This window comes from Chryseobacterium viscerum, assembly GCF_025949665.1.
Classification (GTDB): Bacteria; Bacteroidota; Bacteroidia; order Flavobacteriales; family Weeksellaceae; genus Chryseobacterium; species Chryseobacterium viscerum_A.
The window spans coordinates 2,240,181-2,256,234 of record NZ_JAPDFT010000001.1 but is presented as its reverse complement, the minus strand read 5'-3'; the positions used below and the strand labels follow the sequence as shown (position 1 = coordinate 2,256,234).

The 16,054-nt window shown below is 37.7% G+C and carries 15 protein-coding genes, 1 tRNA gene and 1 riboswitch; of the genes, 15 read left to right on the top strand and 1 reads right to left on the bottom strand.

Annotated features, from left to right (window positions below):
* The first annotated feature begins 12 nt into the window (after window positions 1–12).
* From OL225_RS10305 to OL225_RS10265, 9 genes are all read left to right on the top strand, one after another.
* Window positions 13–4,746 (top strand): RHS repeat-associated core domain-containing protein, encoded by a 4,734-nt coding sequence (locus OL225_RS10305; RefSeq protein WP_264518177.1) that lies wholly within the window; start codon window positions 13–15, stop codon window positions 4,744–4,746.
* Window positions 4,747–4,752: 6 nt separating this feature from the next.
* Window positions 4,753–5,343 (top strand): SMI1/KNR4 family protein, encoded by a 591-nt coding sequence (locus OL225_RS10300; RefSeq protein ID WP_264518176.1) that lies wholly within the window; start codon window positions 4,753–4,755, stop codon window positions 5,341–5,343.
* Window positions 5,344–5,389: 46 nt separating this feature from the next.
* Window positions 5,390–5,536: a hypothetical protein gene (locus tag OL225_RS10295; RefSeq protein WP_156118361.1), complete on the top strand. Its 147-nt coding sequence runs from the start codon at window positions 5,390–5,392 to the stop codon at window positions 5,534–5,536.
* A 53-nt stretch (window positions 5,537–5,589) separates the two neighbouring features.
* Window positions 5,590–5,940, top strand: coding sequence for an immunity 51 family protein (locus tag OL225_RS10290; RefSeq protein ID WP_264518175.1), 351 nt, complete (start codon window positions 5,590–5,592; stop codon window positions 5,938–5,940).
* Window positions 5,941–6,020: 80 nt separating this feature from the next.
* Window positions 6,021–6,515, top strand: coding sequence for a hypothetical protein (locus tag OL225_RS10285; RefSeq protein WP_264518174.1), 495 nt, complete (start codon window positions 6,021–6,023; stop codon window positions 6,513–6,515).
* A 216-nt stretch (window positions 6,516–6,731) separates the two neighbouring features.
* Window positions 6,732–6,816 (top strand) — tRNA-Ser (locus OL225_RS10280).
* A 560-nt stretch (window positions 6,817–7,376) separates the two neighbouring features.
* Window positions 7,377–8,273, top strand: a complete 897-nt coding sequence (locus OL225_RS10275) for a hypothetical protein (RefSeq protein WP_264518173.1) — start codon at window positions 7,377–7,379, stop codon at window positions 8,271–8,273.
* A gap of 10 nt (window positions 8,274–8,283) precedes the next feature.
* Complete coding sequence (locus tag OL225_RS10270; protein WP_264518172.1) at window positions 8,284–9,132, top strand: hypothetical protein; 849 nt, start codon at window positions 8,284–8,286, stop codon at window positions 9,130–9,132.
* An 11-nt stretch (window positions 9,133–9,143) separates the two neighbouring features.
* Window positions 9,144–10,052, top strand: a complete 909-nt coding sequence (locus OL225_RS10265; protein WP_264518171.1) for a hypothetical protein — start codon at window positions 9,144–9,146, stop codon at window positions 10,050–10,052.
* Between the two features lie 361 nt (window positions 10,053–10,413).
* On the opposite strand, the gene OL225_RS10260 is transcribed toward OL225_RS10265, so the two are convergent.
* Window positions 10,414–10,557 carry a bacteriocin-like protein gene (locus OL225_RS10260; RefSeq protein WP_002980068.1) on the bottom strand — a complete coding sequence of 48 codons (144 nt, stop codon included), beginning with the start codon at window positions 10,555–10,557 and terminating at the stop codon, window positions 10,414–10,416.
* 283 nt (window positions 10,558–10,840) lie between these two features.
* Between OL225_RS10260 and OL225_RS10255 the strand changes: the two genes are divergently transcribed.
* The 6 genes from OL225_RS10255 to prpC all read left to right on the top strand — a co-directional run bounded on the left by OL225_RS10255 (window position 10,841) and on the right by prpC (window position 15,990).
* The gene (locus tag OL225_RS10255) at window positions 10,841–11,710 is read left to right on the top strand and encodes an alpha/beta fold hydrolase (protein WP_264518170.1); all 870 of its coding nucleotides are present in this window, start codon (window positions 10,841–10,843) and stop codon (window positions 11,708–11,710) included.
* Between the two features lie 48 nt (window positions 11,711–11,758).
* The gene (locus OL225_RS10250) at window positions 11,759–12,127 is read left to right on the top strand and encodes a VOC family protein (RefSeq protein ID WP_264518169.1); all 369 of its coding nucleotides are present in this window, start codon (window positions 11,759–11,761) and stop codon (window positions 12,125–12,127) included.
* Between the two features lie 99 nt (window positions 12,128–12,226).
* Window positions 12,227–12,769, top strand: coding sequence for a hypothetical protein (locus OL225_RS10245; RefSeq protein WP_264518168.1), 543 nt, complete (start codon window positions 12,227–12,229; stop codon window positions 12,767–12,769).
* Between the two features lie 518 nt (window positions 12,770–13,287).
* Window positions 13,288–13,480, top strand: a riboswitch (cobalamin riboswitch).
* A gap of 233 nt (window positions 13,481–13,713) precedes the next feature.
* Window positions 13,714–13,950, top strand: a complete 237-nt coding sequence (locus tag OL225_RS10240) for a hypothetical protein (RefSeq protein ID WP_264518167.1) — start codon at window positions 13,714–13,716, stop codon at window positions 13,948–13,950.
* Window positions 13,937–14,833 carry a methylisocitrate lyase gene (gene prpB / locus OL225_RS10235; protein WP_264518166.1) on the top strand — a complete coding sequence of 299 codons (897 nt, stop codon included), beginning with the start codon at window positions 13,937–13,939 and terminating at the stop codon, window positions 14,831–14,833. The genes OL225_RS10240 and prpB overlap by 14 nt, the downstream gene beginning before the upstream one ends.
* Before the next feature lie 2 nt (window positions 14,834–14,835).
* Window positions 14,836–15,990: a 2-methylcitrate synthase gene (gene prpC, locus OL225_RS10230; RefSeq protein ID WP_047375462.1), complete on the top strand. Its 1,155-nt coding sequence runs from the start codon at window positions 14,836–14,838 to the stop codon at window positions 15,988–15,990.
* Window positions 15,991–16,054 lie beyond the last annotated feature (64 nt).

The following is a 16,054-nucleotide window of genomic DNA, read 5'->3' as shown; positions in this document are numbered from 1 at the left end:
ATTAAAAGAATCATGGCAGATCTGAATAAAAAGACAGTAAATCCCATAAAGGTTGCAAAACCGGATATGAACCCGGACCGCTCCCTGAAGGTGAACGCAGACGTTACTTCAGTGAGCTGGGACAAAACCAAGCAGGGGTGGAAGAACGGAATGAAAAATAATGTTGATTCCCTGAATCCTGTTTCTATGGTTAAATCCTTAGCTGGAGGAGACGATGCTCAACCTGCGAAAAGTAGTGGCGGCGGAGGTGGAGACAGCGCTGTGACTGCCGAAAAAGCAGCTCCAGAAAGTAAAGTGAAGCTGATCAAAGTGAATACTCCGGCAATGCCTTCCACTGCCATTCAGCACACGAGTAAGCATTTTGATATTGTGCTGGCCATTGATATCCACTGGACACTGATCCCGCCGCCGCCTTCATTTATGCTGATTCCACTGCCATTACCGCATCCTTTTATCGGGATTGTTTTTGACATCATGGATTACATTACCATCACCATCCCGATTCCACAGTTTGCAAGAAATCTGATGCCCTCACTGCCGGAAAGTATTCCGATGGGAGGTTCAATATACGTTCACGGAAGACACAAAGCAACTACCACCACAAGTGTAATGGGAGTAGTGATTCCGTTCAGGCATATCACATCACTTATTCCGGTATACATTATCCCTTTTCCTCAGGAAGCCCCACACGAAGGAGAAGTGTATTATGGTTCGCAGACCGTTTTGGCACAGGGAAGTAAAATGAGTGGAAACCAGCCGCAGCAGGTTCTTACCTGTATGGGATTCCCTTTCGGAATGACGATGCTGCCTGCAATGCCGGATAAACCAAAGAAAAACCCACTGGCATATTTTGCCTTCTATAATAACTTTTCAAGCATGTATATTCAGATCAATACGGGAGGGCCTGTATTGGTGGGAGGAGCTTTTGTTCCCCATGTCTATACGCCCGGAGAAATGCTGATGCGTCTTGCCGGGATGTTTTTAATGAGAAGCCTGACCAAGAAAATAGGAAAACTGGGAGCTAATGGTTTAAAAAAGCTGAACAACAGTGTTCTTAAAAAAGCTCCTTTCAATAAATTTAAATTGGCCAATGCCTTATCCAAAAAATTATGCCATTACGGCCTTGAACCTGTGAATTTTGCAACCGGTGCTATGGTTTTTGAATGGGAAGATTTTATTATTCAGGGCAGTACACCTTTAACCTGGAAAAATATTTGGCACAGCGACCGGCCTTATGATTTTGGACCTCTTGGAAATGGCATTTTCAATACTCATGATCTGTTTATTCTTCCTGAAGAAAACAATAAGTTTGCCGGTTGGATGCATCCTGACGAAAATATTGCCATGTTGATTCCCGCACCTGAAATTGGTGAAGAAATGACCTATTTCAGAGATCAGAAAATATGGCAGTACAGACCAAGCAGCAGTATTTGGGTGATCCGCAAAGGAACCGATATTTATACCTATAAACGTTTCCATCATCTTACAGAAGGAACAATTTATAAGGTGATTCGTATTGAATATGGAGATGGCACGATCAGAGAATATGAATATGAAGACCGGAATATTGTCCTGAAAAGTATAAAAGATGTAAAAAGTGGATTCAGTATTGAAACGGTTATCCATCCTGAGTATAAAAAAGTAACAGAAGTTTATTATTGTTATAAAAAGCAGAGAGATCTACAGGTTAGGTATGATTATGATGAGCGTGGTAATCTTGTTCATGTCTGGGACATTCACAAAAAAGCAATTGTCTTTGAGTATGATGGAAAAAATCAGGTTGTAAAAAGAACCAACCGAAACGGAATGAGTTATCAGTGGGAATATGATGCAGAAGGAAGAGTAACCCACACCAAAGGAGTAGATGGATATATGGAAGGAAAACTTCATTACCATGATGAGGAAGGCTTTACAGAAGTTATCTATCCAAAGCAAAACAATAAAACAGAGGAATATCATTACGATGAAAATTTTTTGGTTTACAAAAAAGTAGATGGAGAGGGTGGAGAAACATGGTACGATTTTACAGTGCACAACGAACTAAAGATGCTGGGAACGCCTGAAGGACGTGTCCAGGGGTATACCTATGATGAAATGGGAAATATTAAAATTTTCCATACCCCGGATGGAGAAGAATACCATTATCAGTACAATGAATTCGGACAGGTAATTGCCCGTTTCTCCCCTTCGGGAGCTTCGGAAACATGGATCTATGATGAAGAGGGAAAACTGATCAGCTATACCGATCCTGCCGAAGAAAGTGTATACTATGAGTATGCAGACGGTGGCAGAGTTCCTGAAAGCAGCAGTAGCGAAGAGATTGTTACCTATTATCAATATAACCAGAGAGGGCAGCTTATTCAACTCACCAACACTGCCGGAGCCGAACAGTACTGGAAATATGATGAATATGGAAGATTGCTGGTATTCAGTCCGCAACCTTTGAACAGAACCCTCTGGGACAGAGATAAAATGGGAAGAGTGGTTGAGGTGAACGAGCAGGGACAATTCCCATTAAAACTCCGCTATGATGCCTATGATCTTCCTGTGTATGCTACCGATGGGCGTGCAGAATGGTTGATGAGTTATACCCCAATGGGAAGTTTGAAACGCCAGGTTCGTAGGAATTCACTGACGCATAAAAAAGAGGAAACCTTAGTTTTTGGATATGATGCCTATGAAAACCTGATGAGCATTACCAATGAAAAAGGAGAAATTTATCAGTTTGAAAGAAACTATAATAACGAAATCACAGGGGAAACAGGGTTTGACGGTCAGAAAAAGTTCTTTGTAAGAGGTAAAGACGGTCTGGTTACCCAAACCAGAACTCCCCACGGAAAAGATATTTTTTATGAATATGATCTGGGCGGAAGATTAACACAGACCCATTATCCCGACGGAACCTGGGAAGCCTATCAGTATGATTCCTCAGGATTATTGGTTAAAGCAGATAATGAAAACAGCAGTGTAGCTTTTCAGAGAAATAAATTAGGACAGATCACCAGTGAAAAACAGGGTGCACATACCATTCAATATGAATATGACACTCAGGCAAATCTGATCGGTTTGAAAAGTAGCTTAGGAGCCGAAGTAGACTATTCTTATAATGATCTGGGACAGCTTAAAACGGTAACTGCCGCTACTGCGGAAGTGTTTGCACCCTGGCAGATGAATCTTGAGATCAGCCGGAACGGGCAGATGCATTCCCGTGAAATGACCGGCGGGGTAGAAAGCACCTTTGAATTTGACCATATTGGAATGCCGGTAAGTCAGAAAGTAACCGTGAATAAAACCAATACCACTTTCCATAAAGATTATGACTGGGGAGCTGGAAGCCGTTTGCTGCATACGCTGGACAGGGTGACGGGAGGAAGAACAAGGTTCGATTACGATGCTTTCGGAAGCCTTGTCGCTGCAGAATATTCCAACGGGGAGGTACAGTATAAAAATCCGGATGCTACAGGATGCTTATATGAAAGTGCCCGGCAGACTGACCGCGTCTACGACAAAGGAGGAAAGCTGATGCGCGATAAAAACTGGTTTTACCATTATGATGAAGAAGGAAATTTATTGTTAAAAAGTAAACGGCCAATCAACAATGCCAGGCCGGAATATAAAGAAGAACAAGAGAATACACATCCTTATTATAAAACCATTGCTTCAGATTGGCTGAACAGCCCAAAATTGCCGAATGGAGCTGATTTACCCAATGTAACTGAAGACTTTCCAACAGAAATCCAAAACCCGGAATGGTCCTCCGGAGACTGGGCGTATTCCTGGAATGCTAACGGAATGCTGGCCAATGTAAAACGCCCTGACGGCAAAGATGTAAGCTTTGAGTATGATGCTCTCGGAAGAAGAACCTCAAAAATTGGCCTAAAGAAAATAACTCGTTATATTTGGGATGGTAATGTTCTCCTACATGAATGGAGCTATGATGCTGAAGAAGTTCCTGTAACGGTTGTAGATGATGACGGAAATGTCATTGTGGAAAAAGAACCTGTGGAGAATGTTGTGACCTGGGTGTATGAAAGAGGAAGTCATGTACCGAGCGCGAAAATAGAAAATGGTAGGAAAGCCTCTATTATTTCAGATTATATAGGCAGACCAGTACAAGCTTATGATGAAGACGGAAGTTTAATCTGGAATGCAGAGTACGATATTTTTGGAAAGTTTAGAGTCCTTAAAGAAAGCGAATATTTCATTCCATTCAGACAGCTTGGGCAGTATGAGGATGTAGAAACAGCAGGTCTTTATTATAATCGTTTTAGATATTATGATAGTGAATCGGGAATTTATATAAGCAAAGATCCGATAGGATTATTAGGAAATAACCCTACAGCTTATGGGTATGTGAGAGATATAAATGCATGGATTGATGTTTTTGGATTACATGAAGTGATAGGATCTCTTGATGGAGTTCCCGTAACAACGCCTAGAGGAGGCTATTCTTGGTATAGTACTCCTGGTTCATCGAAAGCTCCTTTTAATGGATTTGGAGCTAGAGGACATAGTGAAGCAAAATTATTAGAACATTTGGAAAATACAAAAGGAGGAAGTTTAAAAGGAACTAATTTGGAAATAATATCAATGGGACAAATGACAAAAGGAGGGAAAGGACAACTATCAACTTTACCTCCTTGTGATAGATGTTTAAAGGGACTTGAAGCTTTTGCAAATAAACATGAAATGGATATCTCCTACAAATGGGAAGGTGGAGAAGTTACATTTAAAGGATATAAATAATACATAATGAACATAAATTACATAAAAGAGAAACTAAATTACATTCAGGCCAACCCAGAAAAGTTAAATACAATAATACCAAAAGAGTTTTTTCTTAATCCTGTTATTGCTGAATCAGAAGTTTTTTCTATTGAGAGCAATCAGAAGATTAGGTTTCCTGAAGATTACAGAGATTTCATTACCAAAATAGGGAATGGTTGTATTGGACCAGATTATGGACTCTTATCATTACAGGAATCAATGATTGACTTTAAACTTAAAACAAAGCCTGTGATTAATTTGTCAATACCTTTCCCTTATTCTGAAAGCTGGAATGAAGACTGGATTTTTGATATTGATTGGGATGGTGGAGAGCGACCGGATGAAAATCAGTTAAACCCATATATGGATACAGTCCATATAAATGGATGTTTGCAGATTTGCCATATTGGACATGGTTGTACTTATCTTTTGGTTGTAAATGGACGTGAATATGGAAATATTTGGACTGATGATAGAGCTGATTATGGTGGAATAAATCCTTTACTGGATGACAATGGTTTGAGAATGTCTTTTGAAGGTTGGTATACCAATTGGCTGGAAGAGGTTATTGAGTAACAGGAAAATAGCTTAAGTGAATTTGAGATGATCATTTGCCCCTAAAATGAAAGAAACTTTTATAGAAATAGTAAAATTACTAATGACAGAGCTTGAAGAATATGGTTTTTTTCTTAGGGGAAAAGATGCATTTATAAGAAAAAATAAAGATTTTAATAGAGAAGATAAAATTGTTCTAAAAATAGATTCATAATTTTCGTATTAAATGGCGAGTAAAATAAGTAGTCCGGCAATAAAAAACAAACTATGGGAATTAATGATTTAAAAGAAGCAATCAAGCCGTTTTTTTGGGTTGAACATTCAAACAGCTTTTCAGTGTGTTTAGATGCTGGAGGGTATAAACAGAAAATATTTGATAGCCGTGCTGATGAAGGTTTTGAAGGAAATGGTTATGATTGGGCTTCGTTGGCGGATGTTTTTATTAAAGAACAAAAAGCAGAACTCATTGATATCATCCATTTTGATCCTGAAGCAGGAATGTTTTGTGCTTACTCTTCCGATTCAGAAAAGTTGAAAGATTTTATTTTAAACTTTAAAAAAGCATGTGAAGATGAAATTTTAATGAAAGATTTGTTTTCACGGGCCGAACTGGACTGATCAAAACATTAAAAAACAATCTGAACATGTGATAACATGGTAAACAGATAAAACTTAATCCAAATCCAATCCAAATATATATGAAGAAAATATTCTCAGAACTTAAAGGTTTTGTGGTGTTCAGCCCGCAGCTTTTAGCAAACTACCTGCAGGAAAATCATCTTCCGGGTACTAATATTTTAAAATATTTCGTAGAAAATGAACATGGAGATGAAATAACAAAATCAGGAATTGCAATCCCTATAATAGGCGTAGAAGAAGACCATTATGCATTCCGGGTCTCTGTGAATGATGAAAAGATTTTGAATGATGATGAGGTAGAGGTGGAGTCCAGAGGCTGGATATTTCAGACCGCTAATAATGAAGTAAAAGTGGTTGGTATTGGCTATTTAAAAGACATTACTTCCATCAATGATGAAAACAGCATTACTTTATCCTTAGAAAATGGATGGTATTCTTTGAAAATACGGGGAGGAAATAAAAATGGTGAAAGATTATTTGAACTGAATATGCAGAAACAGGACATGCATCCGGCTTTTAGCGGAGATGTTACTACCGAATATTATTACGGTTAAAAATATGCATTAAAAAATATCGATGAAGGCTGAATACCTTTGTTAAAGGGTAAATAATTGAAGTTGAGTTGTTAATGATTCTGATTTAACAGCCTGGAAAAATAGAATTTTGTTGAAAGACATAGAAATATAAATTTTCTTCAAAAAATATTTTGTCAGTAATAAAAAACTTTATATATTTGCACCACTGAAAACAACGGTATAACCGGAGTTGAAGGAGAGTTGGCAGAGTGGTCGATTGCGGCAGTCTTGAAAACTGTTGACTGTAACAGGTCCGGGGGTTCGAATCCCTCACTCTCCGCAGACTATTAAATTAAATAGTACAAAAGCTGTAAAATATTTTACAGCTTTTTTTGTTTTTATGTAGGTATTCAAAGTGCTAAATAATCATAATCTGAAAATGATCTATTTACTACCTGACAAAAGATTAACCTGACCATTTTCTTTTTTTGAAAATATCCGAATAGTAGTAATACTAAAATCCTTTAAGAATCTTAAACTTATAAAATATCTATTGATATATCGAAATCTATCGATAGGGTATGCTTTGTCTGATTGCGAAAAATCAACAATTTTGCAAAAAATTATTATTGACCTGATGTTTACATCAATGAAAACAAGATTCTAAAAACACATTTGCCTAATCCCTCAAACACAACATTTTTATTGATAGGCTGCTACATTATTAAACCCACATGGATGATTCATGTAATAAATGTACGTTTTGTTGAAGATATTATTTTCAGTTTGAAATCCGGTTTATAAATGATTAAAATAACTTATGAAAGGCTGTTTAATCTTATCATTGAGTTGTGAGCGAGGATTAACAACCTCTATCACCTCAAATTTTTAAATGAGAATATGAGAAAAAAAATACATAAAACACTGATGCTGCCTTGTTGCCTCCTTATCAATATACTGAATGGGCAAATAGGGATTGGTACAAATAATCCACAAGGTATTTTACATGTAGATGGAGCTAAGGATAATCCTGCTTCGGGAACACCAACGGCAATACAAGTTTCTAATGATGTTATTGTAAACAAAACAACAGGATTCATTGGTGCTGGAGTGCTTAATCCTCAGGTTCAGCTAGATATCAGATCTGCAGGAAATGAAAATGCTCTTGGTTTAGGAACCACAACGATGTCTGCAGTAGCAGCAGGTGCGGGTGCTACACGATATGATGTAAACAGTATACCGGTAGGAGCAAAAATTGAAGTCTCTGATGGCGCTGTATGGCACAAAGCTTATATTGCCCCTCAAAAGGCTGTAATCGTTGTTCGTAAAATCGTAAGCCAATCTATACCTTCTGCTTCTGCAACAACCATTATTAATTGGAACGAGGTACGTGACATGAGCAATAGTTTTGATCCAAGCTCTGGCGAGTTTACAGCTCCCCGAAATGGGACGTATACTTTTTTATTAACATTCAATTTTAACGGAGCTGTTATTAGTGATGGTTCCAGAGTTGAATCGCAATTTTATAATCCTACTACAAACACTGTTCTTGCCAGTGTATATAAAACTTTCGGCCAGTCTATGACAGGCACATCTGATGATGCAAATTCTACACGTTCAACGCAGGCTGGAGGATCAAGTACCGTTACCCTCACGCTTACTGCAGGGACTAAGGTAAGTGCCAGACTATACCAAAATCTAACCTCAGGCGCTATTCCGCTAAGGGTTACAACTGATTCTTCTAATCCTGCAAATCCAGATGATGGATTTAACAATTTAACCATAATAGAACATTAAGATATAGATTATGAAAAAGAAGATCATTATAACTTATAAACTATTTGCTTGTATTTTATTTTTTTCTGCAACTAAAACAACAGCACAAATAGGGTTTTTCACTCCTACGCCTGCACAACCTTTACATATAGATGCGGGAAAAGATAACGGCTCTGCACCCGATGCAACAAAAATATCTAATGATGTTGTGATTACACCACAAGGTCAGGTTGGCTTTGGACTTTTAAATCCGGTTACTAAAGTTGATCTGAGGTCTTCATCTGACCAGGGAACTATTGGCTTAGGCAATAATACACAGAGCCCTTCTGCAGCGGGAGGAGGTGCCATACGCTACAATAACGGTGGATTTTTAGAATATTCTGACGGGGAACAATGGATTGCATTGCCACTTACTGCTCCAACCAAAGCACTGGTAAATGCCAGTAAAGGCTCTGCACAAAGTATTCCAAGTGCAGCTTCGATGGTTATTACAGATTGGACAGAAACAGTTGATTTAGGTGCTGGTGCTGCTGGAGACTTTGATCCTTCCACAGGAATTTTTAAAGCTCCTCGTGATGGTTTTTATCTGGTTTCTTTCAACATCACGCTGGCTAATGGAAATATCCCTAAAAATACCTTTATAGAAACTGCAATAGAAAGCAATCAAAGTACAGATAACATTCCTGTATTTAAAACAATAAATTCTTATCCTGCTTTTCAGGCTGGTACAGTAAGTAATTACATAAGTGGTAATTGCAATGCTATTTTCAACCTTAAAAAAGATAATACTATAAAATTTAGCATCAGGCATAATATAGGCAGTGCCCGAAATACTTTAAATGACAGCAAATTAAATAATTTAAGTATTAGTGAATTATAAAATACATGATAATGGGACGAAAAAATAGAATAAAAAAATTGATCAGTGCTGTTATTGTTTTGTCACTGAAAGTAACATATGTAAGCGGTCAAATAGGAATAGGAGTCTCCAATCCTTCAAATCCTCTTGAAGTTAAAACGGATGCCGGTAATATTATAATTAATAGTTCGGGAAGGGCAGGTGTTATGGTTTCCAATCCTAAGGTAGCTCTGGATCTGCGTGGTGGAACCAATAGTTCTGTAGCTATTGGAAATACGGCGAAAACTGCTGCTCAGGCCGGGGCTGGTGCACTAAGGTATATTGCAAGTCCTGCCATTGGTGTAAAAGGATATTTAGAATTTTCCGACGGTTCAAACTGGGTTAGTTTTTTTCCTAAAGGGAAGCCGCGTATTATAGTAATGGCAAGTAAAACAACTCAGGATACCTATGTATTTGAAAGTGCTGCTCCCTCAGAAATAGGAACCAAATCCGGCGTAGTTCAAAGAAGATCTTCTTATTTAACGAACTGGACTGAGAAGTTAGACTCTGATTCTGGAGTTCCAACCTCAAATTTCGACCCGGCTACAGGTGAATTTACAGCACCGCGTGATGGTGTATATTTTGCAACTTTTACATTTGCATTACAATCCAGCCAGGTTAATACCGGGGCCAATAATCAAACTGAAGCAATTTGGGAAGTGAGAGATTCTGCCGGCACCATTACACAAAGAATCAAAACAAATAATGGATATGCTTCTGATACCGGAGCAAGTCCCAATGCAGTACCCGTAGGTTCAGCCTGTACAGTAAGTGTATACCTGAATAAAGGCAGCAAATTAAGACCTTTTACATGGATTACAGTAGCATTTGATGGTACAATCAGCCAATTCGATGTCTCAGGAAGCGGGGCTTACAATGCGCTTACAATAGTTGAACAGTAAAGATATTTCAATAGGTTTGAACAATCTAATTGTAATTTTTAAGTCTCCCAATCTGATTGAGGAGACTTTTTTGAATGAAGAATAAATTTACATTAAAAATATAGTCTTGAAAAAAAAAAGACATAGAGAATTTAAAATAGAAACCTGCAATTCATACGAATTACAGGTCTTTATTTTGGAGAATACAATGTTTTAGCTTAATATCTCACATGGTGCTATGCAAATCACCCAGGGACATCTCTTTATTCCCGGAGGAGGACAGCATGCTTCGGAACAACTCACTGCTCCGCCATTAATATTCTTCAACTGATCTCTTGAAATTTTTTTAGAATTTTTCATAGCCAGATAATTAAATTAAAACTTAAGGCTGGTTTCCACCACCACATCCGTCATATGGCATGCATTGCCACTTTCCGCCGATTAAACAAAGCTGTCCGCCTCTGCAGTCAATACCACCCTTAATTGTTTTCAATTCCTGTCTTTCGATTTTCTTTAAATTTTTCATAATATTTTAGGTTTAGTTCTATCCGAAATTAATAAATTTTTATCAATTTTTGTTGAATTATTGTGAAAATATTTATCTTCAATCGCGCGATTATTTTATTTTTTACCTTAAACTTTCTGAAATTGTGTAAAATATGATATGTTTAAAAGTGCGAAAACACCCTATTAAACAGAATGTATAAGAACTGATTTCGTTTAAGTAAAATCTTGTCTTGTGACAAGTGGAATTTCATAATGACTTGCTAATTTTGGTTAAAAGTTTAACTACCAAATCCGACAATATTATGAAAAGTGTATTCAAATTCTCAACCCTGAAGTCATTACTGATTTTTACTGTTATCGCTATTACATCACAGGTTTACGGGCAAAAAGTGAAACCATCTGAAAGTGGCTATGCACCTGTTAATGGCATCAAAGTTTACTACGAGGTCTATGGCAAAGGAAAGCCCATTGTATTGCTGCATGGTGCCTTCATGACGATTGATATGAATTGGGGCGAGTTGATCCCGGAACTGTCAAAAAACAGAAAAGTAATCGCTGTTGAATTACAGGGACATGGACATACTCCGTTTTCAGAACGGAAATTATCACATACTGATCTGGCGAATGATGTGACAAAGGTCATGGACTATCTTAAAATTGATAAGGCAGATGTAGCAGGATATAGCTTTGGCGGGGCAATCGCTTATCAGCTGGCAATACAGAGCCCGCAAAGACTGAATAAGCTGGTCATTATTTCTTCAACTTATAAAAATAGCGGCTGGCTGCCTGAAGTTAATAGTGCATTTAAAGGGATGAAACCTGAGCTCTTCATGAACAGCCCTATGCATACCGCTTATGATGCCGTAGCTCCCGATAAAACAAAATGGACAAAATTTCTGGAGCAGATGATAGCTACTGCCGGACAACCATTCGACCTGGGTGATGATAATATTTCTAAAATTTCAGCGCCTGTTTTAATTATTGCTGGAGATAATGATGGTTTAGATAAAACCGAGCTGGCAAAAACTTATAAATTATTAGGCGGTGGAGTGTCTGCAGATATGGGGCCTATGCCCAAATCCCAACTGGCAATTGTTCCGGGGCAAAGCCATGTCAGCCTGATGATGCAAACCGCAACAATTCTGAACTATCTCAACGGTTTTTTGAAATAGATTGATCCCAATAATACTTGAATTTTTTACCACTGTTAAGCCTAAAATATGGATACAAAATTTGAAGCAGGAATAAATATCGCCATAAAAATTCCCAAAAATAAATATGAAAAAACGGTTGCTTTTTACAGGGATATTTTACATCTGAATGTTGAAGAAAAACCGATTAATAATCCAACTGTTTCCAGAACCCATGAGGTAAAATTCGGGAATAATATCATCTGGTTAGACTGTGTAGATAATTATACCCATTCTGAAACCTGGTTGCAGCTCACAGTTCCTGATATAGAAAAAGCTACAGAATACCTCCAATTGAACGGAGTAGAAACCTGTGATGAGATTGAAGAGCTTCCTGAAAATATGCACTGGATTACAGATCCTGCTGGCACCGTGTTTAATGTACAAGAAAGAAAATAGCAAAAGACAGAAAGAAGGTGTGGAAAATTGCTTAAAATGTGGTTTTAATCAGAATTTTAATACCTTTAACTTTCAAATCATTAAAATTTTAAACAATCCATGAAGACGAAACCACTAACTTTCATCTTAACCCTCTTTTTTCAGCTGATAAGTATCACTGCATTTTCACAGAAAACAGCAGTTCTCAACTCCTTATTGGATAAAAATACAGAATTTATTTTTCCACAAACTCCCGATAAAATCTCAAAAGCATTGAATGTGAAAACTATGTTTTATGAAGATGCCAACGAGGAAAAATATGCAAAATGGCCTACAAAAACAGGTTTGGAGTTGTACTGCAGCCTGGGAGGAAATAATGCTGTTAATGAAATGTTTTTTACCATTTCAGAGAATAAACCTGTAGTGGTAGAAGGGCTTCCATTTGGTCTTATTATGAATAAAAGCACACTGCAGGACAGCAAAACTAAGTTCAGTAAATACAATGCTAAAACCCAGAAACTTGATGCAGGCAGCGAATTTCCAGGAGGTTCAAAACTGGTTTTTAAGAAAGGGAAACATTATGCAACCTTGCTTTTTGACAATAAAAATCTGCTGAAATTTTTAAGTCTTACTACAGAACTGATTGATCCGGCCGCAAATTAATTTTAACAGAATCTCAAATACTATAAAATCCGTCACTTTTTGGCGGATTTTTTCAATGTATTGAATGATACCCGGCTGTATAAAATGATCCATTCCAAAAAAAAGTACTGAAACCCCTCTGATTACAAAGCAACACAGTTGCTTTCAGAAAATGGATTGAAGAATAAAGATTAAAATTTCTGGTTAAAAATGATATAAAAAAGATCATTTAATATCAAAAGATAAAGATCCACTATCCTTAAAAAAACAATTCAAAAACACACTTTAATTACAGGATGAAAAAGAATAGTAAATAAGCAGTTTCTTTAAACTTGTTTGATTTTTCTGTCTCATATCTTAGGGATTTAGTAACAAAAAACAAGCATAATCATCTAAATTACAATGCCTGTTGGATGAAAAGTGTATTTTTAATAACAACAAAATCAATGGGTTATAGATAAATAGTTATTGTTTGCATAAAATATCTTTCACATTTTTATAAAATACCTATATTTACCACCAAGGAGTTCTTAACATCTTCTTTATCAACCGAAACTGGTTACACTTAGCTGTGTCTTAAAAGGGAATCGTGTGCAAATCACGAACTGTCGCGCAACTGTAAGTAACATCAAGGTTTTTATCAAATAAAGGTCCACTGTATACTTGGTTATGTGGGAAGGGCGATAAAAACTGTTACAAGTCAGGAGACCTGCCTATTTCGAATTGACGATGCTTTCGCGGTCTGAAGCTTATAGTCAGGTATGATACGATATGGATAACAGTGGGATCAATATATTTTGTCAGCTCGTGTTATTTTTGTGATGCAGATAAGTAGTGGGGTAGTATGCTCTTTCATTATCGTGTATTCATCGTATTTTCCTTTTCCATATTTTTCTTTCTTACAAACATTGTGAAGTTTGCCAGGAACTTTTTATGAAGATTTAATCAATATAAAAAGTTAAAAAATGTACCCATTCGATTTCGATTATTTATGCAGAAGCAGCAGACTTGGAAATAAACAGACTTGCATGGAGATAATGATTCCGAATTCCGGATTACAAAAAACGATTAACATCAATCAGCTTCCTTTTGATCTCCTTTTTACCGTCACATGGAATGATGGTGGCTGCTGTTGTGCCTGCTCATGGTCTTCTGTAAACAAATTTCAACTAAACAATAAATATTATAATGACTACAAGTGAAAGTTTGAAGTCTCCCGGCATGAAATTCCGGGAGGCCATGCGAAAAGAAAGTCCGCTTCAGATTGTTGGTACCATTAATGCCAATCATGCGTTATTAGCACAGCAGGCAGGTTTCAATGCAATTTACCTTTCAGGAGGTGGTGTTGCTGCCGGTTCTTTGGGGATTCCTGATTTAGGAATTACCACGCTGGAAGATGTATTGATTGATGTTCAGCGTATCACGAATGTTTGCGAAGTACCATTAATGGTAGATGTTGATACCGGATTTGGGCCTTCAGCATTCAATGTTGCAAGAACCGTAAAGTCACTGATTAAAGCCGGGGCTGCGGCTCTGCATATTGAAGATCAGGTAGGAGCAAAACGCTGTGGACACCGACCGGGAAAAGAAGTGGTAACCAAAGAAGAAATGGTAGACAGATTGAAAGCTGCAGCAGATGCCCGTACCGATGAAAATTTTGTAATTGGTGCCCGTACCGATGCATTTGCCAATGAAGGATTAGAAAAAACACTGGAAAGAGCGGTCGCTTACAAGGAAGCTGGAGCAGATTTCATTTTTGCAGAAGCCGTTCCTGACTTAAGCTTTTATCACAAATTTGTTGAAGCTACGGGAATTCCGGTGCTGGCCAATATTACCGAATTCGGGATGATAAAAATGTACACGGTGGAAGAGTTAAAAAATGCAGGTGTAGAACTGATTCTTTATCCACTTTCTGCTTTCCGTGCTGCCAATAAAGCTGCCCAGAATGTATATGAACATCTTCGGAAAGACGGAACACAGGTCAATGTATTAGATACCATGCAAACCAGGGAAGAACTCTATCAAAGCATTGGATACTATGACTACGAACAAAAATTAGACAACCTTTTTAAACAAAATAATTGATAATGTCAACTAACAGTGAACCCACATTTAAACCTAAAAAAAGCGTTGCGCTTTCAGGGGTAGCAGCAGGTAATACTGCGCTTTGCAGTGTCGGAAAAAGTGGAAACGATCTCCATTACAGAGGATATGATATTCTGGATCTGGCAGAGAAAGCACAGTTTGAAGAAGTAGCCTATCTTTTGATCTATGGCCAGCTGCCTACCGGAGCACAATTGAAAAACTATAAAGCTAAGCTGAAATCTTTGAGAGGACTGCCTCATTCTGTGAGAAATATCCTTAAGAGTATTCCTGCTGCAGCCCATCCAATGGATGTCATGCGTTCTATGGTTTCTGCTATCGGAAGTATTCAGCCGGAAAAAGATGACCATAATATGGCGGGAGCAAGAGATATTGCAGACAAATTACTGGCATCTTTCAGCTCAGGTCTTTTATATTGGTACCATTATACCCATAATGGAAAAGAAATTGATGTAGAAACTGATGATGATACAATAGGAGGGCATTTCCTTCACCTGTTACACGGGAAGAAACCCGCAGAGTCATGGGTAAAAGCAATGGAAATTTCGTTAAACCTTTATGCAGAACATGAATTTAATGCCTCAACATTTACGAGCCGTGTGATTGCAGGAACAGGATCTGACATTTACTCTGCCATTACCGGAGCCATTGGTGCCTTAAGAGGACCAAAACATGGAGGTGCTAATGAAGTTGCTTTTGAAATCCAGAGCCGTTATAACTCTCCGGATGAAGCTGAAAGTGATATTCGCCAGCGTATTGCCAATAAAGAAGTAATTATCGGATTCGGGCATCCGGTGTATACCATTTCAGATCCGAGAAATGTAGTCATTAAAAAAGTGGCTAAAGAACTTTCCGAAGAAGCAGGAGATATGCTGCTGTATGATATTGCTGAAAGACTGGAAACGATCATGTGGGAAGAAAAGAAAATGTTCCCGAATCTGGACTGGTTCTCCGCTGTTTCTTATCATCTGATGGGAGTTCCTACTCTGATGTTCACCCCCTTATTTGTTATTTCAAGAGTGACAGGATGGAGTGCTCACATCATAGAACAGAGACAGGATGGAAAGATTATCCGCCCAAGTGCCAACTATACAGGGCCCGAAAACAAAGAATTTGTGTCCATTAACGACCGAAAATAATGGAACATAGAATGTGGAAATGAAAAAGTAATAATTCATTTTCAATTTTCCACTTTTAACTTTT